Here is a 24,668-nt window from a genome sequence, read left to right as displayed (position 1 = left end):
ACGCTGTATTAATTTTGAATTTTGAATTCCGCCTTGCGGTACTAGTGTGATTGGAGTAATTTAGTATCTTTCAATCGGAAACTACTGAGTAACTATTATACTTAATTAGCGATTTTTTTACATAGATAAATCAGCCGCATTTGCTAGAGTCTCAGGCGATCGCTCATAAAACATCTAAAATCGAAATTAACTAGCTTTGATATAGTTATGGCAATTACTCGCTCTATGTTTGGGGCAGTTCGTTTAAAAAACCCAATCTCTAACTAGTGCGATCGCTCACTGTATTTGCGACAGCAGCACGATAAAATTCTAAAACCATAATCGTACTAAAAGGTCTAAATGGCAGAAACACTATTCTTCAACGCCTTACGGGAAGCCATTGATGAAGAAATGGCGCGTGATTCCAGCGTATTTGTTCTCGGTGAAGATGTTGGACACTACGGCGGTTCCTATAAAGTTACCAAAGACCTGTACCAAAAATATGGCGAACTCCGCATTCTAGACACCCCCATCGCTGAAAATAGCTTTACTGGGATGGCTGTGGGAGCCGCAATGACTGGGTTACGTCCGATCATTGAAGGCATGAACATGGGCTTTTTACTGCTCGCCTTCAACCAAATATCCAACAACGCTGGGATGCTCCGCTATACTTCTGGCGGTAACTTTAAAATTCCGATGGTAATTCGCGGCCCTGGAGGTGTAGGACGGCAGCTAGGCGCAGAACATTCCCAGCGCCTAGAAACCTACTTTCAAGCTGTGCCAGGGTTGAAGATTGTTGCTTGCTCCACACCAAGAAATGCTAAAGGACTGCTGAAATCCGCTATCCGCGATGATAATCCAGTATTGTTCTTTGAACACGTTTTGCTTTACAACTTGAAAGAAGATTTACCAGAAGAAGAATATTTACTACCACTAGATAAAGCAGAAATTGTGCGTGAGGGGAAAGATGTCACAATTATCACTTATTCCCGAATGCGGCATCATGTGCTACAAGCGGTAAAAACTCTTGCAAAACAAGGATACGATCCAGAAGTTATCGATTTAATATCCCTCAAACCATTAGATTTTGATACCATTGGTGCATCAATACGTAAAACCCATAAAGTCATTGTTGTGGAAGAATCGATGCGCACTGCGGGTATTGGAGCAGAAGTCATCGCCTCAATAAATGATCGCTTATTCGATGAATTGGATGCGCCAGTACTCCGCCTTTCTTCCCAAGATATTCCCACACCTTACAACGGCAATCTGGAACGACTAACAATCATCCAACCAGAGCAAATCGTAGAAGCTGTGGAAAAAATGGTGGCGTTACGAGTTTAAAAGTTAGGAGTTAAAAGTTAGGAGTGAGGAGTTAAGAATTCAATATTGAATTTACAACTCCTAACTTCTAACTCTCAACTACTAACTCCTAACTCTCAACTCCTGACTCATAACTCCTCAAAAGAGCGCTATTATAGCGTTTGTCAGTTGCGAGTTATGGTATGCAAAGACAGCGATCGCTATTAGTTTTGATTTTAGTCCTGATAATCGCCGCTATTACGGTGATTGCCACAATTCCGATACCCTTGGGGCTGGACTTGCGCGGAGGTTCACAGCTCACAATTCAGGTGAAACCATCAGCGGATATTCCCAAAATCACCGAACGAGAATTAGAAGGTGTGAAGAAAGTTGTCGAAGGCCGGATTAATGGTTTAGGTGTTTCTGAGCCAGTAATCCAAACAGTCGGCGCAGATAAAATACTGGTGCAACTACCAGGAGTCAACGATCCAGAACAAGCTGAACGGGTGCTAGGGGGTACAGCACAGTTAGAATTTCGTACCCAAAAGGCGAATACAGAAACTCAACTGCTTGCTTTTCAAGCATCAAGAGCCGAATTGAAATTTAAGCAAGAAGAATTAAGAAAGAGTACCGACAAAGCGGCAATTGTCAAGAATCAAGAAGACTTACAAAAAAATAATCAAGCGATCGCAGAATTGTTTGAAAGCACTGATCCACCGCTAATTGGCAAATACCTCAAGGATGCCTATGGTGAACCCACTCAAGGTAACAACTGGAATGTTGCTATTCGCTTCGACCAAAAGGGTGGTGAACTGTTTGCCAATTTGACGAAAAATCTCGCCGGTACTGGGCGTAGTATTGGTGTTTTTCTGGACAATGAACTGATTAGCGCTCCCACCGTGGGTATAGAATTTGCCGCTACTGGCATTACTGGTGGTTCTGCCGTGATTACAGGACGTTTTACCGCCCAGCAAGCCAATGACTTAGGCGTGCAGTTACGCGGTGGCGCATTACCCGTACCAGTAGAAATCGCAGAAAGGCGGACAGTCGGAGCAACCTTGGGTAAAGATAGCATTCAAAGTAGTATTTATGCTGGAGTCGGTGGTTTGACTTTAGTATTAATATTCATGGTGGTTTACTATCGACTACCAGGATTGATTGCGGATGTATCACTAGTGATCTACTCCCTCTTAACTTGGGCAACCTTTGCTTTGTTGGGCGTTACCCTGACTTTGCCAGGAATTGCTGGTTTTATTCTCAGTATTGGGATGGCAGTTGATGCCAATGTGCTAATTTTTGAACGGACGCGGGAAGAATTGCGGGCGGGTAAATCTCTGTATCGTTCCGTGGAATCTGGTTTTTACCGAGCATTTTCTAGTATTTTAGATAGCAACGTCACTACATGGATTGCTTGCGCTGCCCTGTTTTGGCTGGGGTCTGGTTTAGTCAAAGGCTTTGCTCTTACCTTAGCTTTGGGGGTAGCTGTGAGTATGTTTACCGCAATTACCTGTAGTCGGACATTGCTATTTTTGGCAATTTCAATTCACTCCTTGCGGAAGACAGAACTTTTCTGTCCAAACCTGCCAGCATCGAATAAGGCAGAGGTGACTCAATGAAACTAAGTATTAATAAATCGCGATCGCTTTGGTGGAGTATTTCTGCTGCTATCATCATCGCTGGTATCATCTCAATGGTGATTTCTTGGCAACAACCGAATATTCGTTCTCCCTTACGCCCCGGTTTAGATTTTATCGGTGGTACGCGGTTGCAATTTGTCCGAGATTGCACCAAACCCGGTAACTGCGACAAACCAATTGATATCAACGCTGTCCGGGAAGTAGCAAAAGCACAGGGACTAGGTGATAGCAGTATCCAACTTGTCTCAGAAAATGGTGTAGAAAATGGTGTACTAATTCGGTCAAAAGATTTGGGTGTCGATCAGCGTACCAAATTACAAAACGCTTTGAGCGAAGAAATCGGCGTTTTTGACCCACAAAAGAACCAGATTGACTCTGTTGGCCCCACCTTGGGAAAAGAACTGTTTACATCTGGGATGTTAGCTCTGATAGTTTCCTTCATCGGTATTACTATCTACATGACTTTCCGCTTCCAGTTAGATTATGCTGTGTTTGCGATCGTTGCCCTATTCCACGATATCTTGATCACAGTAGGGGCTTTTTCAATTTTGGGTTTGGTGGCGGGCATCGAAGTAGATAGCCTTTTTATCGTCGCCTTACTTACGATCACAGGTTTTTCAGTCAACGATACAGTAGTGATTTACGATCGCATTCGGGAAACCCTTAAAATCCATCCCGAACAGCCGATTGCCGAAATTGTAGATGATGCGGTTAACCAAACATTGACAAGATCGATCAACACTACCTTAACCGTATTACTGACATTATCTGCAATCTTTCTATTTGGCGGGGAAACACTGAAATACTTTTCCCTTGCTTTGATTGTTGGCTTCACAATGGGAGCTTATTCGAGTATTTTCATCGCCAGTACTCTTCTAACTTGGTGGCGAGAGCGTAAAGGGGAATCCCAGGTGTTAGACAACCCTGATTCGATTGATACATCTCCCAGTTCCCAGGATAGTTAAACTTGTGTATATTTCACAATTGGGTGAAAGCATTTTGAATTGCTCATCCACGCCTTGCACTCTTATTCCCCTATGGATCAACCGGAAGAACCATTAAATACTGTCCCAGACTTGGAGAAATCTGACCCATCGTTTGCTCAACAAGTACAAAGGCTACATCAGCTAACAGTATATGGCAGGTGGCTGTTTGTGGGCTGTTTATGGCTGACTATTGCGCCTGTCTCCTTGTGGGGTCTACGTGGAGAAATTGTTCTGTGGCAACAATATTTTACCTGGGTGGCAGTGAGATTTGGATTATTCTACCATCCGCTGTCTACCTTCGGTCTAGCCTTTTGTTTTGGGATGACTGCCGCTGTTTTAGTTTGGCAAAGCCGGAATATTCTACTCGGACTACCACAGCAGGAAAAACAACGTTTAGAAAAACAAGTTTATCGGATACGTCAACAGGGAGCAACTCATCCTCTATGGAAGTGGGTTTGTCATTAAATTTTCTTTCTCTACACGTACAGCAATTTATAGCAAAATATGACTTAACTCAAAGTTTAAATTGATGGGTAAGCAAGTTCGTAGTGAGTTAGCGTGGTCTTGGGGGTTTCCCCCATGAGCGACTAACTTTCCCGTTGGGTAAGGACTTTAGTCCTTAATTTTCTCAGCACTAAAGTGCTTACTACAAACTTTTCATTACTAGCTTAGACATTGTACTAGACATCTGCTGAAAAATCTTGTAGAGACGTAGCAGTGCTAAGTCTCTACAAGATTTCTGGATCATGCATATTTAATTTCACCAAATGTCTGCTCAAAGATACTGCCAAAAGTGGATGCCATACATGAACGATCTTCAGATTAAATTTAGCGATCGCAAGTCTAAAATTGACCTTTACCAACTCCAAGAACTGTTAAACGTTTCAGCTTTCTGGGCAAAGGGACGCAGTATTGAGGATTTAGGTATAGCCATTGCCAATAGTGAGCCAGTAATTTCTGTTTGCGATCGCGATCGACTCATTGGCTTTGCAAGAGCAACATCTGATGGCATCTATCGCGCCACAATTTGGGATGTTGTGATTCATCCAGAGTATCAACATAGTGGCTTGGGAAGCAATTTAGTCGAAACTGTTTTGAGACATCCCCGTATGAAGTGGGTTGAGCGTATTTACTTAATGACTACTCACCACCAAGGTTTCTACGAAAAGATTGGTTTTCAAACCAACAGCACTACTACTATGGTGCTACACAATCAAGCTAACCATGCTTTCGTTTCTGCTACAGAAGTTCAGCTTCAGGAATCACTAGGGGGATAGAGATTTGTAGTCTGGTAAGCTGTTGAAGTGGTTCCTTCACAATGGTCAAAGGCAATATTTCTAACTTTCCTCCCATAACTTCCACCAGAGTCTGATTGATTAATAGCCTCATTCCTGGGGAAAGAACAGCGTTTTTTTGGTCAATCTGAGTCAACCGATCTTCAAATTTGAGCAAATCAATCGGCTCGCTCCAAGGTACAGCATGAGTTGGTAAATCTAGCCAAATGTTGACAAAATTGTTTGTAGGTAGAGCGCTACTGGAAATACAAATGCTGCCTTCCTCCATCTGAGTAATGGCAGTGTCTATTAAACTTATCAATACTTGGCGGAGCCAGAGGTAATCTGTCAAAACATAAATTTCTGGTTCGGTGGGTAATAATTGCAAGGGAAAATTGCGATTTGCCGCCAGCATATAAGTTAAGCCATGAACCTCATCTAAAATTTCGGCTAAGGGTCTGGGCTGAATATCTAATTTATTGGTGCCGTGTTCAGCTCTTGCAACGTTAAGAATTTCATCCATGAGCTTCAGCAACTTCAGCGTTCGCTCGTGAGCTTGGGCAATAAATTCTCGCTCTTCAGCTGGATTTTCACATAAATCTGACAAAATTAACTGATGTAAGCCAATCAAACCATTAAAAGGCGATCGCAATTCATGGGTAGTCCGCGCCAAAAAACCAGCTTTAAACTGACTCATTTCCCTTGCCATCAGGTATGCCAGCTGTGTTTGCTGTAGCTGTTGTGATATTAGTGACATATCCTGTTGAGCTAATGGCGCTACTGGGGATGAGCTAGATGAAACATTTGGCGATGCCTGCTTTGGGCGTAGCCATCGCCCTAATATCTGACGGAAAACCATACCTAATGCTATTCCTGCTCCTATATATATCCAGTTGCTCCAATTCATATCTGGCAATTATTAATTTGCTAATTAAGTACAACAGCGCAAACTAAAGTTTCAGATTTCTCTGTTGTTAAGACCACGAAAACAACATTATAGCTACCTATACTTGGTTATCACTCGATAAATCTAACTTAATCGCACCTTGTCGCAAAATTTGCCAATTTATCCCTGTCCATTTAGCAACAGTGGAAGGTATACCCATCCCTGGTATTTCACCCTGGTATTCTGTCGTTGCTAAAGTCAGAACCTGGGGAAACTGAGTCTCAATTTCTGTCATTGTTTGCAAAGGCGGCTGACCAGAAAAATTGGCGCTAGTGGTGGCAAGAGGGCCTGTTTGCGCCAAAATAGTTTGAGCGATCGCACTGTTTGGTACTCGAATCCCAATTGTTGTGGGATCGATGGGATTCATAACTTTTGGTAAGCGATCGCTCGCTGGCAAAACTAATGTCAGTCCTCCTGGCCAATATTTATCTGCTAATTTTTGCCAAACTTTATATTCATTCTCACTACCCTTGACATACGGCCACAAATCTTCAGCACTAGCTGCCATCAAAATCAAAGGTTTGTCTTGACTGCGTTGCTTCGCTGCAAAAATTAATGCTGCTTCTTCTGGTATCGCTGCAAGTGCAGGAACAGTATCGGTGGGAAAGCTCACCAACAAGCCAGCGCGTGCACCAGCTATCAGGTCTGTGAGGGAAACTTGCGTCATCTTACTAAGTAAGTCGGCGAGAATAATTCAATATATATAAAGAAATATAACTTTTAAATAACTTCCCAAAAAATTATCTATCTTGTGGGGTGAGTATCCTTGCCCACCGTGAATATGGGACGGGTGTCCTCACCCGTCCCAATAGCACAGCAATTCAGTTACTCGCTTAAATGTTGTGAGAGATGCGATCGTGGGGTAATCCCAAATTACCCTTAAATCTTAGATGCAACTCTGATACACAGATGCTCTCCCCCATGAAAAAATCCTTATTTTAACATCTATCAAAAGTTAGAAATAATTTAAAGCGCTTAAAATTGATATCTACTGAAGTTATTAATAATAATTTTCTATTAATCTTCGCTTGCTAAATTGTATATGTTGTCATTATATTTAAGTCTATAGGCGAGAATAAACCAAATTACGAAAATTGCTTGTAGTAAGCTTTGAAGCGCTTAAGCGCTTCAAAGCTTACTACAAGTTTTTAATTATTTATGCTCACCTATTTAAGCGTTAAGAAGTACTAAAAACCTTACAATCATTCGTAAGAATTTAAATTTAGCCGGAATTGAGGGATGAAGCTATACTTCATCCCTGGAGTGCTATCGATTCGCTTATTGATAATTTTTCAATACTTGTGTGTGTTGTTTGACTCGATATTGAACGTTTAATTCTGTTAAACAGAGTCTGTTTTAGCAGTCACTGAACTTTCTTGGCAATAATGCGTAGTTTGGAAAAATTAGGGAGTGTATAAACATGACGACTACTGACGTAATTTCTAACCAATACAAACAAAAATTTGAATTTATCAATTTTAGAAATGGCAGAATTTTTGATTTTTCAGTATTGCTGATTTGCTGCTTAAGTTTTGGATTTAGCTGGATTGAATCAATTCTTAATTATGATAGCCATCATTGGGGATTTATGTATGTACAAGCTCTCGATCTAAAAAGAGGTTTAATTCCTTATAAAGAAACATTCCCTGCTTATGGAATTATGACAACTTGGATTCAGAGTCTTTCTCTAACTTTATTTGGAGAGAGGTTGATATCTATAGGGATAGCTACTGGTATATTTTATTCATTCAGTCTTTTTTTGTCATATCAACTCTTTTTACAATTTCTGCCGAAATATGCAGCATTCTTTTCAACTCTTTTAATCTTTCTTTTAAATGGATATATTGTATTTCCCTGGTCAAATTACTTCTGCTATACATTTTTTTTATTGTCAATTCTAATGTTTTTTAGTAAAAAAAATAATAAAAATGTGTTTGGATCGGGACTATTATTAGGATTATCTTTATTATGTAGATATACATCATTTCAAGCTATATTACCTCCCTTTGTATTTTTTTTTATTTACGAAATTATTTTTCAAAAAAATACTAAAAAAACTACTAATTCAAGACTTTTATTTTTTTGTTTGGGGTTTCTATTTCCGATCTCGTTATTTTTATTCTCTAATAGTCTTCTGGATGACTTTTGGATTCAAAATCAAATTATGACGTTACAATCTAAACATGAATTAACAATTTCAAACTTTTTACCAAACTTATTTAAATCAATATTTATTACATTTGTAGATGATGTACATGACTCTAGAATGATTTTCTTTACAATCATCTTTTGTTGGAATTTTGTAACACTATTTTATTTCTTAAAAAAAATGTTTTTGAATAAAAATTTAGCTCCAAATGAAGCTATTGTAATGGAATTTTGTCTAGTTACTCTTTTTGGATACTTAAATGCAATTCACTCATATGATTTTTTTAGACTAATCAATGGTTCATCCCTCGGCGTAGGAGTCATTATTTATTCCGTTATTCAAACATCTCAACGGCTTGGTCGCAAGATTAAAATAATTATACTTTTACCATTAATTTCTATTTGTTTTATTTTGGCAAATAGTCTTATCTTCTCAGCCTCACCAACAAGCGCTGTTTATACTCCTTGGAGATTAGATATTTTGATGGGTAAAGGAGTTATTTCGACAGAAATTAGTATTTTTAAAGGAAAACTTCTGAAGCCAGAATACTATAATTTCTATCGAGACATATATCAAAATTCGACCATTCACATTACATAATTAACTATACGTTAGATCCTGTTGCAATGATAATTAATAATTTGCCAAAAGTTCAAATGGCATCAATTTATTTCCCCTTAATCGAACAGGCATATCCTGAAGAAGCAAAAAGAATCCAGCAAATAATTAATACAAAAAAGGCAGTCATACTTTCAGATAAAGATCTTCACCTACCTGGCTACAAAGTTATTTTTAGTAAGACTTGGTTATCTGGTGAAGTTCCATGGTTAAGTAGGTTAAGTAATGACAGTCTGGCGATGATATACATTAGTGTTCCGGAAGAGACTGAAATATAAGTTATCTCTAACCTCATTAGTTAATATTTTGAGTGATGATCAGCTTTTAGCTTGACTCTTACTTTCATACTATTTAATCTTAAGTGTCTCATGAATATTGTCGCAATATTTAAGTTGAATTTCTGCAATTATTGCATTTTTGGTAAAAATTATGATTGAAAAGTCAAAATAAACTGATTAATTTTGAACTCCCTAACGATCTATTTGAAGATTATGAAACTCAACAAACTGGACAAAATGATTAATACATTTAATCCCAATATAGTTTTGCTCACAGCGCCTGAAAATACTAAAAAACCTCTTACAGAGATTATTCGGCAAGCTAAGGTAAGGTTACTTAGGATGCACTTTGAAAGTAGTGTTGGTCATATTGGCGGTAACTTGTCATCACTAGATTTAGTAATGGTTTTATACCACAAAGTTTTGAACGAAGGCGATGCATTTGTTCTCTCTAAAGGTCATGCTGCTGGAGCACTCTATGTTACATTATGGTCTTTAGGGCACTTAAGTGATGAATATCTACAAAAGTTTCATCAAGATGGCACAAAGCTAAGTGGACATCCCCCTGCCGGTTGGATACCTGAAATTATTTTTGCTACAGGAAGTTTAGGTCATGGCTTGTCTTTATCCAATGGATTAGCTCTAGCAAAGAAGCTAAAGAGTGAATCAGGGAGGATCTTTTGTTTACTGTCAGATGGTGAATGGAATGAAGGTTCTAATTGGGAAGCTCTAATTTTTGCAGTGCATCAAAAGCTGCATCAATTAATAATGATTATTGACTGTAATGGGTTACAAGGCTTTGGGACTACGCAAGAAGTAGCTAATTTAGAGCCATTGGCAGACAAGTTTCGTGCTTTTGGTTGTGCTGTAACTGAGATTAATGGTCACAATCTAGATGCGATTGTAGAAGCTTTTTCATCTACTCCCAACAAGCCTCACGTCATTATTGCTCATACCAAAAAGGGGAATGGTGTTTCCTTTATGGAGAACAAGATGGAGTGGCACTATCTACCAATGACTTCAGTGCAGTATCAACAGGCGCTAAAAGAGGTAGGGATATGAGAAACATCTTTTGTGAAACCCTTGTCAAGTGTGCGACTAATCCTAAGTTAGTATTTCTCAGTGGTGACTTGGGATACAAAGCTCTAGAACCTTTACAAGAGAGTTTGGGCGAACGTTTTATCAATGCAGGTGTAGCAGAACAAAATATGGTATCTGCGGCTGCAGGTTTAGCTCAAGAAGGTTTTCAACCTTGGGTTTATAGTATTGCTCCCTTTGTTTATGCCCGACCTTTTGAGCAAATCCGTAATGATGTCTGTATGCATGATCTCCCTGTGCGGCTGGTTGGTAATGGAGGTGGTTATGGCTATGGAGTTATGGGAGCAACACATCATGCACTTGAAGACTATGGAACTATGCTCTGTCTGAGCAATATGCATGTCTTTGTGCCGGCTTTTGCCGCAGACGTTCCAGAAATTATCAATCAGCTTACTAACTTTGAGCATCCTGCTTATTTACGCCTCGGTAGGTGTGAAAAGCCAAAGGATTTAGAGCTTCCGAAGTATTCTTCATGGCGGCGATTGATGAGGGGTAAAGGAGCCACGATTTTAGTCGTTGGTCCCTTGGCTGGAAGTATCCTTGAGGCGGCGAAGCAATTGAGTGAGTGCGATCGTCCAGACATCTGGGTTTTAACTGAATTGCCAATAGAGGCGGCTAAAATCCCAAAAGATTTCCTTGATGACTTACAGAAATCACGTCATTTGTTCGTAGTTGAAGAACATGTGGCTCAGGGAAGTGTTGGTCAGATAATTGCCCATTGTCTTTTGAAGATGAATTGTGCACCACCGCAGTTTACGCACCGCCATGCTTTGGGGTATGTATCTGGACTTTATGGCTCTCAGAATTTTCATCGTCAAGAATGTGGCTTAGATGCTGCGAACCTTGTTAGAGAGTTGAAGAGAAATACAAGATTAAGCTATCCAGCCAGAGGTGGGTTAAAACTGACCTCTGGTTAGGAGGTTAAAACATGACAGAACGTCTGATTTCAATTGTTCTTCGTCCTCTGGTACCAGTGCGATCGTGCTTCTTCCCAGGCTGTCTTTACATACATGATCTGGCATTAATTGGAGGTGCTTTGTACGCCAATACCGTTGGGGAGAATGTGGTTGTACGCCTAGACGACGATGGTTGCTCTCATCGCGTTTGGTGGCCATTGCTCAGAGTGGTGTTGAGCAAATGATTGCCCAGGGTGTCTCTTAGAGGATGTTTGAAAAGTTTTGGGCGATTGGAAATCGCGGCTACACGAACAAAGTCCGCCTACGCGGACTAACGAAAAATCAAGCTTCTTAACCCACGCAGGTGGGTTTTGTCTGTATAGCCGCGACTTCTAGTCGCCAAGGCTAGTAATAATTTAGACTTTTCAAACATCCTCTTAGAGATGAATTGTACAATACCTCCGTTTACACACGATTTTCGTCATTGAGAATCTGGCTTAGACCTACCAGCATCATTTAGAGAACTGAAGAGGTAATTTATGGATTTAGATCAAAAAATTAGGCGGCTACAGGGTCCGATTTTAGTTCTCGGTGGTAGTGGCTTTATTGGTGCCAATTTACTGAGGCAATTGCTCAAACTCAGAGAAGATGTCTTTGGTACTACTTCTCGCTTCCCTGCTTGGCGATTGGAGGGACTGAGTGAGAAGAATGTTATTGTTGTTGATTTGCTAGTAGATTCTAACCTAGATTTTTTAATAGATAAAACTAAGCCGGGAACAATATTTAACTGCGTGGCTTTTGGAGCTTATTCCTTTGAAAAGGATAGCCAATTGATCTATCAAACCAACTTTAACCTAACTGCCAAACTTTTAGAGCGACTAGCCTCTCGCCAAATCTCCTGTTATGTTCATGCTGGAAGTTCTTCTGAATACGGAGACAAATCTGCTGGCCCTAGTGAAACTGAGCTACCTGCCCCTAATAGTGATTATGCAGTCTCTAAGATTGCTTGTGCCAATCTCTTGTATTTCTATGGAAAGAAAAAGCAACTGCCTTGCGCGAATTTAAGATTATATTCTGTCTATGGTGCCCTAGAAGATTCATCGAGGCTAATTCCGAATTTGATTCGCTGCGGGCTTGAGAGCAAATATCCTAATTTTGTCAGTCCTGGTATTTCTAGAGATTTTGTCTATATTGAGGATGTTTGTGAAGCATTTATTGATACTGCATTGAACTTAAAAAAGGAAGATTATGGGGAGTCATTTAATATTGGTAGTGGTCAAAAAATGACTATTAGTGACGTAGCAATTTTTGCTAGTAAGATATTTAACATTAGTAAAGAGCCAACTTACAATTCCATGACAAATCGCCATTGGGATGTTATTGATTGGTATGCTGATGTAACTAAAGCCCAAGAGCTTTTGTTTTGGAAACCTCAGACAAGCTTTAAAGATGGTCTGTTAAAGACGACAGAGTGGTATAAAGGATTAGAAGATAAAGAAAGATATCATCAAAGTTCTAAAAAATTTGGCTTAGATATTATATATAGCGTAACAGCTATCATCGCTTGTTATAAGGATAATAAAGCGATTCCTATTATGTATGAACGTCTAAAAAAGACATTTATAAAACTGAATATTGACTATGAAATTATCTTTGTTAATGATTGTAGCCCTGATAATACTGAAGAAGTCGTTCAGAAAATTTCCCGGATTGATAAACGAGTAATTGGAATTTCTCATTCCCGTAATTTTGGCTCTCAAGCTGCTTTCAAAAGTGGTATGGAAATAGCGACTAAAAATGCTTGTGTTTTACTTGATGGAGACCTTCAAGATTTACCAGAATTAATTGAACAGTTTGTTGAAAAATGGCGTGAAGGATATGATGTCGTTTATGGTAATAGGACAAAACGCAAAGCCCCTCTTTTTATGCAGCTTGCCTATAAAGCTTTCTACAGAATTTTTGATTATTTTTCATATCTTTCAATTCCTCATGATGCAGGAGATTTTTCTTTGATGGACAAAAAAGTAGTTCAGGCAATTTTACAGTTTCCTGAGCGAGATTTATTTCTTCGAGGAATAAGAGCATTTGTGGGTTTTAAACAGATTGGTATAGATTATGTAAGACCAGAAAGAATGTTTGGTGTAACTACTAATAATTTAGCAAAAAATATTGCTTGGGCGAAGAAAGGAATTTTGTCTTTTAGCTATACTCCTTTAACTATTCTCAGTTTTCTAGGAACAACATTATTACTAGTTACCCTATTGTTAGCAATTATGCAAATTCTTAGTCGAATTCTGTTTCCTGGTTTGGCTCCTAAAGGCATAACTACTGTTTTGCTTACCATCTTATTTTTTGGCTCAGTTAATCTATTCGGTCTTGGTATTGTTGCTGAGTATATTGCCAAGATATTTGAGGAAGTTAAGCAAAGACCCCATTTTATTCGTCACACAATTATTAAAGATGGAGAAGTTAGATCCGCTTATAATAGTGTTAAAAAATTAAATAAATATAAAGAAAAAAATATGATTGAAACATCAGAAAAAATAGTTCAAAAAAAATCAAGTTTTATTACTCTAATTGTCGTTACTATTACTTTGTTTTCTCTAGTCTATTACTTGGTAGCAATGGAATGGGATTTGTTTGAATTATTGCGCTTTAGTTTAGGTATAGTTGGACTGTGGATGCCTTTGAGTGCGTTGTTTTATCTGTTGTTAAGGCGACAAGTAGAAGAGCCGATAGTTCGTTTTACATTCAGTGCGATCGCTAGCTATACATTAACAACTTTAATTTACTTTGGTTTGGCTGTACTTAAGCTTGAATTTTTATTTTATATTGGGCAGGTTACGATTTTTATTGGGTTGATCATTTATTCAATTCGTAAAAAGTATTGGTTGAACATTCAAATTAAATATTTTAGCTGGAAGCTATTTGACTGGGTATTTGCTTTGTTAATTGCAGGAAGTTTAGTAGTTAATATTCCCTACCAAATAGCCTGGAAATATAACCATACAACTAATACTTATACATCGACGCTGTATGCAGATCATTATTACCATACAGGTCAAGCATACGAATTGGCTAGACACGTACCACCTCTAGAGCAATCTGCAAGAGCAAGAACACCTGAACGTGCTTACCACATGTTTCCCCATCTGACCACCATGCTGCTTTCACGCTTCACAGGTCAGACAGATATGCTGCGGGTACACATTGTTTATCATTACATCATTATCGAAATTGGAATGTGTCTAGCACTTTATAGTATCGTCAAAACTTTGACTAGAAGTAGAGTTGCTGCATATCTGGCAACAGCAACAATGTATATTACAGCTATCTCATACCCACCTTTGGTGAAAAACGAGATTGGCTATTTTTACTTTACTTTGTTTCCCCATGTTTCCAGTGGAATAGAGCCAGCGATCCTAACCAGTCCACAAATGTATAGTGGGATGTTAGTCACTTATGGAATTCTCCTTGGAGTTTTGCTCATTTCTATTCGTTGCTATAAAAAACAACCTGTTAATGTGCTTCTCATTATTGCTGCAATCATGGTGGTGGCAACAAGCCGTTTTCGGATTCATGTATTTTTACCAATGCTGCCAGGTTTTGTGTTACTGTCAGCCTACGGCTGGAAGCGCACTAGGCAAAGAATATATCTTGTTGCTGTTGGTGTTGCTGTAACTTTAAGTTTACTAATTTATTTGGAGATGAAATCTCCTATCTATTTGAGTGGTACTACCAGTCTCAAGTTAGGCTTTAATAATTTAACAGATCCCAAAGATTGGACTAACTGGATGACTTCTTGGCCATTTTCTACAAAAATTTATGACTTATTAAGCCGTTTAATTCATAACTCGACAGTATTTAAATGGGTTTGGCAAATAGTATCTATGTCTGCTTTTGTTGCCTTGAATATGATAGGTATTCCTTTGCTTATTATTAATATTGTTTACCTATTCTGCAAACCAGCACGTCAAGAGTTTCTACTCTTTACTAGCCTGATTGTGTGGATGGTAGTCGTGTCAACTTTAGGTGCGATATGTTTAACAACTGATTATGACAATTATTCAGTTGGGGGACAACTGCTATTACCAACATGTTGGTATCCATTTTTACTAGCGATTCCTGGACTCTATCAAGTTTACCAGTTTGTCCGGCCTCACCTATCCTTAAGCATATCCATGCAGATTAGTACTGTAGTTGTTTTTGTCGTACTATCTCTTATTGCTCAACAACTTGCTAGACCAAGCCGCTTAATGGTTAACTTACTTTCCAAGCAAGTTAACTTAAATACTAACGAACGAATGGCTATGACTTATATTCATGACAAAACGCCACAAAACTCTGTCATATTGACGAACAAGTATGTTGATGATGAGATTTTTTTATTAAGTGGTATTAGTGGAAAAGCTGCTTATTTAGAAGGGGCGGGTAATACTGTAGACCGGCAATCATTGAGAGTTTATCCCTCAGATAATCGTAGACAAGTTATTAAAGATTTATGGACAACAGCTAAATCAGAGCGATTTTGCCGACTCCTGATGGCAACGCCAGCAACCCATCTTATCGAGTATTCAACTCATCCCTTACTTATAAATGACCCAGCCTGTATGCAGCCTATTTGGGAAAGCTCTAATAAAGTTATTCCAACTTCATCTGAAAAAGTAACTATCTGGAAAATCAATCGTTAACTTGGAGAAAATATATGGAAATGGTTAGTCGTTCTTGCCCTGTATGTGGTTCCAACAATCAATCCAAAGTCTTTGCAAAAGCCGATTTTGATTTCAATCTATTGGATAGCTTTGCCTTTGCATCTCGTAAATTGCCTGAATACATGCACTACAGGCTGATTTCTTGCCCAGTTTGTGACTTACTTTATGCTAGTCAAATTCCTAAACAGAATGTTTTAGCAACAGCCTATCATGAAGCTGCCTTTGATAGTTCTGAAGAAGCGCGTTATGCCAGTAGAACCTACGGCAGCTTCTTACCTGAGATTATACAACAGCTACCTAATCTTGATGGTGCAATTGATATTGGTACAGGGGATGGAGGATTTTTAGAAGAATTACTTTGTAGAGGATTCACTCGTGTTACTGGAGTAGAGCCTTCCAAAGCTCCTATACTAGCAGCTAAGAATGAAATTCGACCCTTAATTAAGCATGGTCTTTTCAGAGTTGGGGATTTTCCACTGGGTAGCTTTAGTCTCGTTACCTCTTTTCAAACCCTAGAACACTTGTACGATCCTAAGCAAATGTGTCAAGATGGTTACGCTATGCTGAAAGATGGGGGTGCTGTCTTTTTCATTTGTCATAATCATCGCGCTCTCTCAGCTAAAATTTTAGAAACTAAGTCTCCTATTTTTGATATTGAACATCTACAGTTATTTTCTGAAAATAGTATTAGGTATTTATTAAAAGATAGTGGGTTTGTTAGAATAAAAACTCAAATATTATTCAATTGCTATCCGTTACATTACTGGTTAAAATTATTTCCACTACCTAAAAAGATTAAGCAGCTTTTTATTGTTTTTTTAAAAAAAACAAAAATTGGTTATTTGCCGATTTCTATTCCGGCAGGTAATCTAGCTGTTATTGGCTACAAAAAATCTCCATGCAAAATAAATTTAATATCAAGGTTATTAAATTAAAATTATGCATTTTTTATCAAAAAGATTTATAAGGTTTCTGATAGTAGGGGGGATAAATACACTTTTCGGTTATTCGCTATTTGCTTTGCTGATTTTACTAAATTTCCACTATGAAATTGCCGCTTTAATATCAACTATATGCGGGGTATTTTTTAACTTTAAAACTATTGGAGCTATCGTTTTTAAAAAGAAAAGCAATACTCTAATTTTTAGATTTATAGGAGTTTATACAATTATTTATTCACTGCAATTATTTTTTATAAAATTATTGCTAATTTACAAGATTAGTCTTTTCATGGCAGGAGCTTTAATTCTACTTCCTCTGGCGTTAATATCATATACATTAAATAAAATATTTGTTTTTAAAAAATATAAATAAAACTCAATTACCTGCTGCCTAGCCAGGGCTATTTCATTCTAAAGGAAGGCTCAATATGGTAGAATTCAGCGCAAATTCTAGCTTTTTGCTCCTACTACTGTTTCTGAAATCGAAATTATAAAAGCTTTTGCAGATATAAAAGACCCCCGTCGCCGTGCCGGACAGCAACATAATCTCCCCTTATGCCTAGCGCTGTTCACATTGGCGATCGCCGCAGGAAATAAAGGATTTTTAGCAATTGGAGATTGGATTTCAAGCTATCACGAGCAGTTGATTGTGCTGCTTTACTCTCAAATATTACTTCTGGTAAACTGGTGTTGTACTGCCCATGTACGTGAATTGATGATGAGTCTAAGTGTGATGATGACAGTGATACACCAAATTTTTTAGCCGCCTTTAAGACGATAATAAAAAATATGGTATCCAGTCTTTTAATAAATAGTTTATCCATCACTCTGCCCAGTTTATCATCGTTGAGATATTCTGGTTTTACTCCTGTTCCTACTAAATGCTCACAGGCTATTGTTTCAAAATATTTAGGAAACATATATAAAGGTTAGATATAGATGCAGAATATCGGTAGATATATCACAAGCACATAGTTTTTTGCGACAAATTGCCAATGCAATTGATGATAATCGAGTGATATTGGAATGGCTCAAACAAATGGAGATAGCCAAATGCAGTCAGGGAAAACTTAACTTCTATAAGCTAGGGCAAAGCGTTCAATTCCAGCTAAATCAGCATGAATTTGAATATTGCAATAATTACCTTGATTTTGCAAAAGTTCTCGCACTTCATCGGCCTGTCCAGCCATCATCTCAATTAGCCACACGCCGCCAGGTTGCAAATAACTAGGTGAGATTTCTACCAAATGGCGAATGCAATCCAAGCCATCAGCGCCACCATCCAAAGCTAGATGTGGTTCATGGTTAAGTACTTCTGGTTTCAAAGTAGGTAGGGTGCTGGTGGGTATGTAGGGAGGATTCGACACCATACCACTAAACTGACCTTTAAGGAATGTCAGTGGCTCCCACCAGGAACCTTGATAAAATTTAATCCGGTCAGCAAAACCCAAATTATCAGCATTGGCTTGAGCGATCGCTAGAGCTTCTAAACTGTAATCAACAGCATGAATTGTAGCTTTTGGCAAGGCATCTGCTAATCCGATGGCGATCGCACCACTCCCAGTCCCTAAATCGGCCCAGTGTCCTGAAGTATTGCTAGTAGATGCTTCAGCTAAATCGATTAAACACTCTGTCTCTGGTCTAGGAATCAAAACCGCACTCGACACCGCAATTTTAAACTGACGCCAAGGTGTAACTCCGGCAATGTACTGCACTGGTAAGCGGTCATTTAATCGCCTCTGCCACAACTGTTCTAACTCTTCTAGCGGCAATTGCAGTTGAATTTGCGGCCAGTTTTTAAAAGACTCTAAACGTAGTGCCAAGCGGTCTAATCCAGCAACTTCGAGGAGCAACCAATCTACTTCCATTGGTAGGACATCAGTGGCGATCGCTGCTTCGAGAGCTGCATTCCGCCACTGCCAAAGTTGTAAACCAGAGACTATCAGATGTTTCTCCCCCATACCTCAACCTTGGAGCGCATATCCGTTATTTTTTCGGAGCGGGGGCAGCAGCTGGCTTGGCTGCTGGTGATTGATTTGGCGCAAGGGAGCGAATAAAATTGATCGACTCCCGTGATGGATACAGAACAATTTTATTGATACTAGGATCGCTGCTGCTATTGAGAGCTTCCATAACGCCGTACAAATCCACCACCTGAATTTCAGTATTGGCTCCTTCCTTTGGTACGGCTTTTTTGAATTCCTCTAACAAAGCAACTGCTTGTTCTTTCTCAAAAAAGAAAGGGATGTATCGTTCATTACCTTTGGCAAGAGGAATAGTCAAATAACTATTATCTTTCTTAAATTTTGGTACAAATAGGGGAATACCATTGAATTGCTGTCCCTTTTTACCATTTTGATTGAGCATACTTGTTGCCGAGGCTACTTGCTGTTGCGTCGGCACTAAAGTATAAATCACAGAATCTGATTTCTTTTTGCTTTCTTGGACTATTTTATAGTAGTCTGCCAAGGATAAAGGTCTAACCTGTAGAGTGCTTGCTAACTGGGGATTTTCTTTTTTGAGCCGATTGTCAAGGAATTTTTGAGCATCTTGCTTGCTAATAAAAAATCCCACTTGTGACACCGGCTTGGATGCGTTGTTTCTCGAAAGAACTACGAATTCGCCTTTAGGATTGGTGAGCGTGAATACAGGTACTTCTTGGAGCTTTTTCACGATTTGATCTTGTGGCAGAGCGATCGCCTCTAGATTGCCCATTCCTGGTAGATTGCCTATTCCGGAAAGCCCTGTTAAAAATACACTGCCAGCTATACCCAATGTTGCGCCTAAGCGAATAAATGATTTCATGACTGCTCCTCGCATCAATAGTCCAATTAAATTAAACAAATGGTTGGATTTGCACAGCACCAACTAGCTTTAGTTATATAGCAATCTATTTCAGTTGTGAAAAATTCATTGTGCGCGTTGAGGTTGAGTGTTAAGCGTCAACGGTCAAAATCCAATGTTCCCTAACTATTTAGAGTTGCTATAGTATCGTTTTCACAAATTGGTTGTGCTAACGTTGTGTTTTTCTAGGTTTTGCTTCGCTATTGACCGCGAAATGCCGTAGATGCTTATTATATGTCTTCTCAAACAGCAAAAAGTCTCTCCATCTCTCCAACCTTGGAGATGATAAATGCCATTGTATCGGCTTTTTCTAAAATTAGTTGACGCTATTAGTTAATCAATCGTTCCATCTGCGCTTGCTTTAATATCTTCTCAAATCTATACAAAGCTCAGTGTTAAAAATTACCTTACTACTTAATTACGAAATTTCCGATTAAGCTTCGACAGCAGAACAGCCTAATCGGTCTTCTCCGTAAAAATATCCAATCAAATTGCAGATGTTAGTAAATAAAACCTAACTAACTGCTCTAACTGTTATCTATATTGATTAAATCGGGATGACAGGATTTGAACCTGCGGCATCCTGCTCCCAAAGCAGGCGCGCTACCAAGCTGCGCTACATCCCGTTATACTCATCCGCTTTTTTGGGTTTGGTTTTAAATTCCCATCAAAGCGATCGCGCTTTCACAAAAGCGTTAAATCAATCATATCACATAACATTGCTCATGCCTAATATATTTATATATTCTGCAAATACTAGCTAGATTAGATATTTAGACTGATAAAGGTTTGTCTGCCGACTTAGTTTTCCAAGAGATATTACTTGTGCGTTCGTCGGCTAAACCTTGTCAAACCAAATTTAAATAATAGATTTGTACTACTATACCTGATTTTATTGTGCGAATCGGGTTTTATTTGGATTGAGCATTAGTGAGGATACCAGAACATACCTTTGATGCCTTCTGGATCAGCCATAAACCCCATAGTTCGGTAGAAATCTACAACATGGGGGTCAGCGAAGAGAGTGACATTACTAATTTCTTCACTCCTAAGTTTTTTGAGAACGTATTTCATCAGCGCCTTGCCCAGTCCTTGACTTTGAAAGTCTGGGTGAACCACTACATCCCAGATAGTGGCATTAAACGCGTGATCTGAGGTAGCACGGGCAAAACCAATGAGCCGCTTTTGGTTTCCTCTCACTTGCCACATTGAGGCAACGAGAAAACTATGCTCAATAGCTTTTTTTACTTTTCTTAGAGGACGACGCGACCAACCAACTGCATCACAGAGTTCTTCTAGCTCATATAGGTCAATATCTCGTTCCGTACTGAAGACGATCCGAGCCTCCTTTGAAGCAGCTTCGCTAATACTACTGGGGCTGGAGTTGCCCGTAGTTTCCGCTGTATGCTCTTCAAAGGGGTTTGTCCTACTTGTCCCTACAGATTCAGGAGTACTAAACCAAGTTTTCCAAAAACCCATGCCAACGCGGTTCGGGTAGTATAACTGAATTGGTTTCCACTCTCAGGAGTGTTGATTCACTTTTAACATCGCTACCCCCATTTACTACCCTTTACACTCAAAGTTTTTCGGTTGTTTTCGGGATTTGCAATGGTAATAGCCAGTTAGAGCGTGTTTCACACCAATCATTTTCAACTTTAGCATTTTGTTGTAAAGGCTAGGAGAAATTCACCAAAAGGGTGAGGATATAAACAATTTCAAATTCAAAATTCATAATGGAAAAACCTAATCCTGGCAATTGCTCGTATAGAGCTTAAATGCACGTTAGCTTAGGAATGAATTGTATAAACAAGATTGGGCATTGATTAAAGAGGCAGAGGGGTGGGGTGCAGGGGGCAGAGGGGAAAACTCTTCTCCCTTCCTCCCTCCTCTCAGTCCCCAATTCTCAGTCCCCAGTCCTTAACACCCAGCCCCCAACACCCAGCCCCCAGATGACGAAAGCAAGCGAGTCTTACCTTTAACAATGGCTTCTGGTTTAAAATCTTCGACACTGGAACTCCTAAAGCGCTTTAACCGAGCGTTTCCCCAGTTTTATGAGCAATTCGTCAGTAGTGAAATTCAACTGCAAAATTTGCGGTTAGCCTACCGTCTCTATAAAACTAGACGCGCTGTTATTGAGCTGAAACCGGAAGGTAGCAAAAGTGCTCTGCATTTTGCTTACCGCAACCAGTCTTTTCTCCTCAGCGATATTTTTGGTGTACTAGCAGCTTATGGGTTGACTATCCACGGTTTAAGTCTATACGGTCAAATCCGTCCGCCAATGTTAGTTTTTATCAAACTGTTGGTATCTCGTGGTAGTAAAGCCTTGACCGAGAAAACCGCAGAAAATGTTTGTCGCGCCATTCGCGAGGCTTTAGGAGGTCGGTTTGAGGTAGAAGAGATGCTGGCAGTAGAATTTAACCTTGACACTGGCTTAGAGCAGGTACAAACTGAGTTTTATGTCGATCCGGTATTTCATCTCCCTGCCCTAGTGATTGAAGCTGATAATCAACCAGGATTATTCTACAAAGTGATGTATGCTATCTGGCAGGAAGACCTTCTGGTAGTCAATGCCAATTTACTGGTTTGGCGCGGACGTACACGGCTAATTCTCTACTTGTTAGGGCCGAATGAAAGCCTTATTCCTGAATATCTGGGTCACAAAATTGCTGAAGGAGTGCGACAGAGGTTGCTGGGTAAATAAAAAAAGTGAGAAAAAAAAGTGAGGAGTTATGAGTTAGGAGTTAAGAATTTTTAACTCCTGACTTCTAACTCTTTCCACTTTAGTATTTAGTCGCACCCGTCCTTAAGGGTACGATACAAGTATGGCAACTATCGAGATCTTGGGCGTTCCACACGCATACGAGCTAACGGCTCCCACTTCCTGCCCCCATGCTTTAGTATTTATCCACGGTTGGCTCAATAGCCGTGGATATTGGCAACCTGTGATTTCCCGCCTATCAGATGATTTGCAGTGCCTGTCCTATGATTTGCGGGGTTTTGGTGAATCCCAATCCCAGGTAAAAACTGATTTTAGTCGAGCACAAACGTCTTTGAGTCTGACGCCCATCTCCAGTAGTGCGGCTGGCTCATCTTTCGATTCTCTTTATACTCCTGCTGCGTATACTCAGGATTTAGCAGCTCTCCTGAAACAGCTAAATATTACGAGTGCTTGGCTAATTGGTCACTCATTAGGCGGGACGATCGCTCTTTGGGGAGCAGATCAAATGCCTGAGTGTGTTAAGGGAGTTATCTGTATCAACGCTGGCGGTGGTATTTACCTCAAAGAAGCCTTTGAGCAGTTTCGCTCGGCTGGTCAGAAATTTTTGCAAGTCCGTCCGCGCTGGCTGTCCCAAGTGCCTTTGATTGATTTGCTGTTTACCAGAGCTAGTGTGGCTCGTCCTTTAGAGCGCTATTGGGCACGTCAGCGAGTAATAGATTTCGTTGTGGCTGATCCAGAAGCGGCTCTGGGAACTTTGTTAGACTCCACAACTGAAGAAGAAATCAATCGTTTACCTGAGCTAGTATCCCAACTGAAGCAGCCAGTTTATTTTTTGGCTGGCGCGGAAGACAAGGTTATGGAACCCAAGTATGTGCGCCATTTAGCCAGCTTTCACAGGCTTTTTCAATATTGTGGTGACAATGTTCTGGAAATTCCGAATTGCGGACACCTGGCTATGTTGGAACAGCCGGATGCAGTGGCCGATCACATTCGGGCGATAGTCAATAGTTATAGGGTATAGGGTATTGGGCATTGGGCATTGGGCATTGGGCATTGGGCATTGGGCATTGGGCATTGGGCATTGATAGTTACAAATGACTAATGACTAATGACTAATGACTAATGACAAATGACTACTCAACAGTTTGATACAACTTCATTACCTGAGTAAGCCCTAACCTAGACTCAACGCCTAGTGTCAGGGGAGATGTATGACCACGAGATAGATGGTCAGCGGCGGCACAGCCAATCATAGCGGCGTTATCGGTACAGAATTTTAGAGGTGGGAATAGGACACGTAGGTTATGTTTAACGGCGGCGGCTTGGAGGTTTTTTCTCAACCCGCTGTTTGCAGCTACACCGCCACCAATGGCAATTGTATCTAGACCATAGTCTAGGGCACAGGCGATCGCTCTTTTGGTTAGCGATCGCGCTACTGTATCCTGAAAGCTAGCTGCTACATCTGCCACCGGCACTTGTCCACTATCTTTCTCTAACTGCTGCACTAAACGTAATACAGCCGTTTTTAACCCACTAAAACTCGCATCATAACGATGAAACCCCCCACCGGGTAGAGAAACTCTTCCTTCCGGTAAAGCAAAGGCTTGAGGATTGCCCTGTTGTGCCAACTTGTCAATCACTGGTCCACCGGGATAACCCAGCTTTAACAATCGCGCCACTTTATCAAAGGCTTCACCCGCAGCATCATCACGGGTTTGTCCCAAGGTTTCGTAAATACCACAATCTTTGACATAAATCAAGCTTGTATGTCCGCCTGAAACCAGTAAGCTAAGGAAAGGGGGATTTAAAGTTGATTCGCTCAAGTAAGTTGCGTAAATGTGACCTTCGAGGTGATGAACTCCCAAAAATGGCTTGTTGTGTACCATTGCCAGGGTTTTGGCAGCAGTTAACCCCACCAATAGCGCTCCTACAAGTCCAGGGGCACAAGTGGCGGCAATTGCGTCAATTTTTCCCCAGTCTAGTTGGGCTTGCTCTAGGGCTTGGGCGATCGCAACATTTATTGTTTCCAAGTGCTGGCGAGAGGCAACTTCTGGCACTACTCCGCCATACTGCTGATGGACTGGGATTTGTGAGGCTACAATACTGCTGCAAACTTTACGATTGTTAACAATTGCGACGGCTGTTTCATCACAACTGGTTTCTATTGCTAAAACGGTTGTCATTGAGAGTAATGAGTGCTGGGTGCTGAGTCCTGAGTTCTGAGTCCTAAATCCTAAGTTCTGAATAGTGGAGAGAAAATCTTGCTTCTTTACTACCCTACAACAACTC

22 protein-coding genes, 1 tRNA gene and 1 pseudogene are annotated in these 24,668 nt (G+C 39.9%); 16 read left to right on the top strand and 8 right to left on the bottom strand.

The annotated features are described in order from the left end of the window. Positions 1–339 precede the first annotated feature (339 nt). The 5 genes from HWQ43_RS29345 to HWQ43_RS29325 all read left to right on the top strand — a co-directional run bounded on the left by HWQ43_RS29345 (position 340) and on the right by HWQ43_RS29325 (position 5,181). On the top strand, positions 340–1,323 hold the full coding sequence (locus tag HWQ43_RS29345; protein WP_292740200.1) for an alpha-ketoacid dehydrogenase subunit beta: 984 nt from the start codon (positions 340–342) through the stop codon (positions 1,321–1,323). A gap of 161 nt (positions 1,324–1,484) precedes the next feature. Next, complete coding sequence (secD, locus tag HWQ43_RS29340) at positions 1,485–2,897, top strand: protein translocase subunit SecD (RefSeq protein ID WP_099100380.1); 1,413 nt, start codon at positions 1,485–1,487, stop codon at positions 2,895–2,897. After that, positions 2,894–3,883, top strand: coding sequence for a protein translocase subunit SecF (gene secF, locus HWQ43_RS29335; RefSeq protein WP_292740198.1), 990 nt, complete (start codon positions 2,894–2,896; stop codon positions 3,881–3,883). Before secD ends, secF begins: the two co-directional genes overlap by 4 nt. A gap of 72 nt (positions 3,884–3,955) precedes the next feature. Next, positions 3,956–4,369, top strand: coding sequence for a hypothetical protein (locus HWQ43_RS29330; protein WP_292740197.1), 414 nt, complete (start codon positions 3,956–3,958; stop codon positions 4,367–4,369). A gap of 341 nt (positions 4,370–4,710) precedes the next feature. After that, positions 4,711–5,181, top strand: coding sequence for a GNAT family N-acetyltransferase (locus HWQ43_RS29325; protein WP_292740310.1), 471 nt, complete (start codon positions 4,711–4,713; stop codon positions 5,179–5,181). On the opposite strand, the gene HWQ43_RS29320 is transcribed toward HWQ43_RS29325, so the two are convergent. Both HWQ43_RS29320 and HWQ43_RS29315 read right to left on the bottom strand, forming a co-directional pair. Continuing rightward, a complete protein-coding gene (locus tag HWQ43_RS29320; RefSeq protein WP_292740195.1) occupies positions 5,144–6,085 on the bottom strand; it encodes a HAMP domain-containing sensor histidine kinase in 942 nt (313 codons plus the stop codon). The genes HWQ43_RS29325 and HWQ43_RS29320 overlap by 38 nt on opposite strands. Positions 6,086–6,182: 97 nt before the next feature. Then, complete coding sequence (locus tag HWQ43_RS29315) at positions 6,183–6,791, bottom strand: L-threonylcarbamoyladenylate synthase (RefSeq protein ID WP_292740193.1); 609 nt, start codon at positions 6,789–6,791, stop codon at positions 6,183–6,185. Between the two features lie 753 nt (positions 6,792–7,544). On the opposite strand from HWQ43_RS29315, the gene HWQ43_RS29310 reads away from it, so the two are divergent. From HWQ43_RS29310 to HWQ43_RS33935, 9 genes and pseudogenes are all read left to right on the top strand, one after another. Then, positions 7,545–8,873, top strand: a complete 1,329-nt coding sequence (locus HWQ43_RS29310) for a glycosyltransferase family 39 protein (RefSeq protein ID WP_292740192.1) — start codon at positions 7,545–7,547, stop codon at positions 8,871–8,873. Between the two features lie 56 nt (positions 8,874–8,929). After that, positions 8,930–9,169 (top strand): hypothetical protein, encoded by a 240-nt coding sequence (locus HWQ43_RS29305; protein ID WP_292740190.1) that lies wholly within the window; start codon positions 8,930–8,932, stop codon positions 9,167–9,169. A gap of 237 nt (positions 9,170–9,406) precedes the next feature. Then, positions 9,407–10,231, top strand: a complete 825-nt coding sequence (locus HWQ43_RS29300) for a transketolase (protein ID WP_292740188.1) — start codon at positions 9,407–9,409, stop codon at positions 10,229–10,231. Next, complete coding sequence (locus tag HWQ43_RS29295; protein WP_292740186.1) at positions 10,228–11,184, top strand: hypothetical protein; 957 nt, start codon at positions 10,228–10,230, stop codon at positions 11,182–11,184. The genes HWQ43_RS29300 and HWQ43_RS29295 overlap by 4 nt, the downstream gene beginning before the upstream one ends. An 11-nt stretch (positions 11,185–11,195) precedes the next feature. Beyond that, positions 11,196–11,408 carry a hypothetical protein gene (locus HWQ43_RS29290; protein ID WP_292740184.1) on the top strand — a complete coding sequence of 71 codons (213 nt, stop codon included), beginning with the start codon at positions 11,196–11,198 and terminating at the stop codon, positions 11,406–11,408. 294 nt (positions 11,409–11,702) lie between these two features. After that, positions 11,703–15,854, top strand: a complete 4,152-nt coding sequence (locus tag HWQ43_RS29285; protein WP_292740182.1) for an NAD-dependent epimerase/dehydratase family protein — start codon at positions 11,703–11,705, stop codon at positions 15,852–15,854. 14 nt (positions 15,855–15,868) lie between these two features. After that, positions 15,869–16,810 (top strand): class I SAM-dependent methyltransferase, encoded by a 942-nt coding sequence (locus tag HWQ43_RS29280; RefSeq protein WP_292740181.1) that lies wholly within the window; start codon positions 15,869–15,871, stop codon positions 16,808–16,810. Between the two features lie 4 nt (positions 16,811–16,814). Beyond that, positions 16,815–17,189 carry a GtrA family protein gene (locus HWQ43_RS29275; RefSeq protein WP_292740179.1) on the top strand — a complete coding sequence of 125 codons (375 nt, stop codon included), beginning with the start codon at positions 16,815–16,817 and terminating at the stop codon, positions 17,187–17,189. 108 nt (positions 17,190–17,297) lie between these two features. Continuing rightward, a pseudogene (locus HWQ43_RS33935) lies at positions 17,298–17,405 on the top strand (hypothetical protein); the annotation flags it as partial. On the opposite strand, the gene HWQ43_RS29270 reads toward HWQ43_RS33935, so the two are convergent. The 5 genes from HWQ43_RS29270 to HWQ43_RS29250 all read right to left on the bottom strand — a co-directional run bounded on the left by HWQ43_RS29270 (position 17,386) and on the right by HWQ43_RS29250 (position 21,139). Next, on the bottom strand, positions 17,386–17,736 hold the full coding sequence (locus tag HWQ43_RS29270; protein ID WP_292740178.1) for a DUF4277 domain-containing protein: 351 nt from the start codon (positions 17,734–17,736) through the stop codon (positions 17,386–17,388). The pseudogene HWQ43_RS33935 and the gene HWQ43_RS29270 sit on opposite strands and share 20 nt — an antisense overlap. Positions 17,737–17,886: 150 nt before the next feature. Then, the gene (gene prmC, locus HWQ43_RS29265) at positions 17,887–18,777 is read right to left on the bottom strand and encodes a peptide chain release factor N(5)-glutamine methyltransferase (RefSeq protein ID WP_292740176.1); all 891 of its coding nucleotides are present in this window, start codon (positions 18,775–18,777) and stop codon (positions 17,887–17,889) included. A gap of 25 nt (positions 18,778–18,802) precedes the next feature. Then, positions 18,803–19,621: a Tic22 family protein gene (locus HWQ43_RS29260; RefSeq protein WP_292740174.1), complete on the bottom strand. Its 819-nt coding sequence runs from the start codon at positions 19,619–19,621 to the stop codon at positions 18,803–18,805. A 591-nt stretch (positions 19,622–20,212) separates the two neighbouring features. After that, positions 20,213–20,286 (bottom strand) — tRNA-Pro (locus HWQ43_RS29255). Positions 20,287–20,587: 301 nt separating this feature from the next. Further along, entirely contained in the window at positions 20,588–21,139 is a 552-nt protein-coding gene (locus HWQ43_RS29250) for a GNAT family N-acetyltransferase (protein ID WP_292740172.1), read from the bottom strand. A gap of 502 nt (positions 21,140–21,641) precedes the next feature. Here HWQ43_RS29250 and HWQ43_RS29245 point away from each other — a divergent pair. Then, positions 21,642–22,361, top strand: a complete 720-nt coding sequence (locus HWQ43_RS29245) for a hypothetical protein (RefSeq protein WP_012410214.1) — start codon at positions 21,642–21,644, stop codon at positions 22,359–22,361. Between the two features lie 121 nt (positions 22,362–22,482). Beyond that, positions 22,483–23,400: an alpha/beta hydrolase gene (locus tag HWQ43_RS29240; RefSeq protein ID WP_292740170.1), complete on the top strand. Its 918-nt coding sequence runs from the start codon at positions 22,483–22,485 to the stop codon at positions 23,398–23,400. 112 nt (positions 23,401–23,512) lie between these two features. Here HWQ43_RS29240 and tsaD read toward each other — a convergent pair whose 3' ends face one another. Next, a complete protein-coding gene (gene tsaD, locus HWQ43_RS29235) occupies positions 23,513–24,562 on the bottom strand; it encodes a tRNA (adenosine(37)-N6)-threonylcarbamoyltransferase complex transferase subunit TsaD (protein WP_292740168.1) in 1,050 nt (349 codons plus the stop codon). Between the last annotated feature and the right edge of the window lie 106 nt (positions 24,563–24,668).

The sequence above is a fragment of the Nostoc sp. JL31 genome (assembly GCF_017114965.1).
Classification (GTDB): domain Bacteria; phylum Cyanobacteriota; class Cyanobacteriia; order Cyanobacteriales; family Nostocaceae; genus Nostoc; species Nostoc punctiforme_A.
Note: the sequence above shows the minus strand (reverse complement) of the source record. Positions and strands in the feature narration are given on the sequence as shown.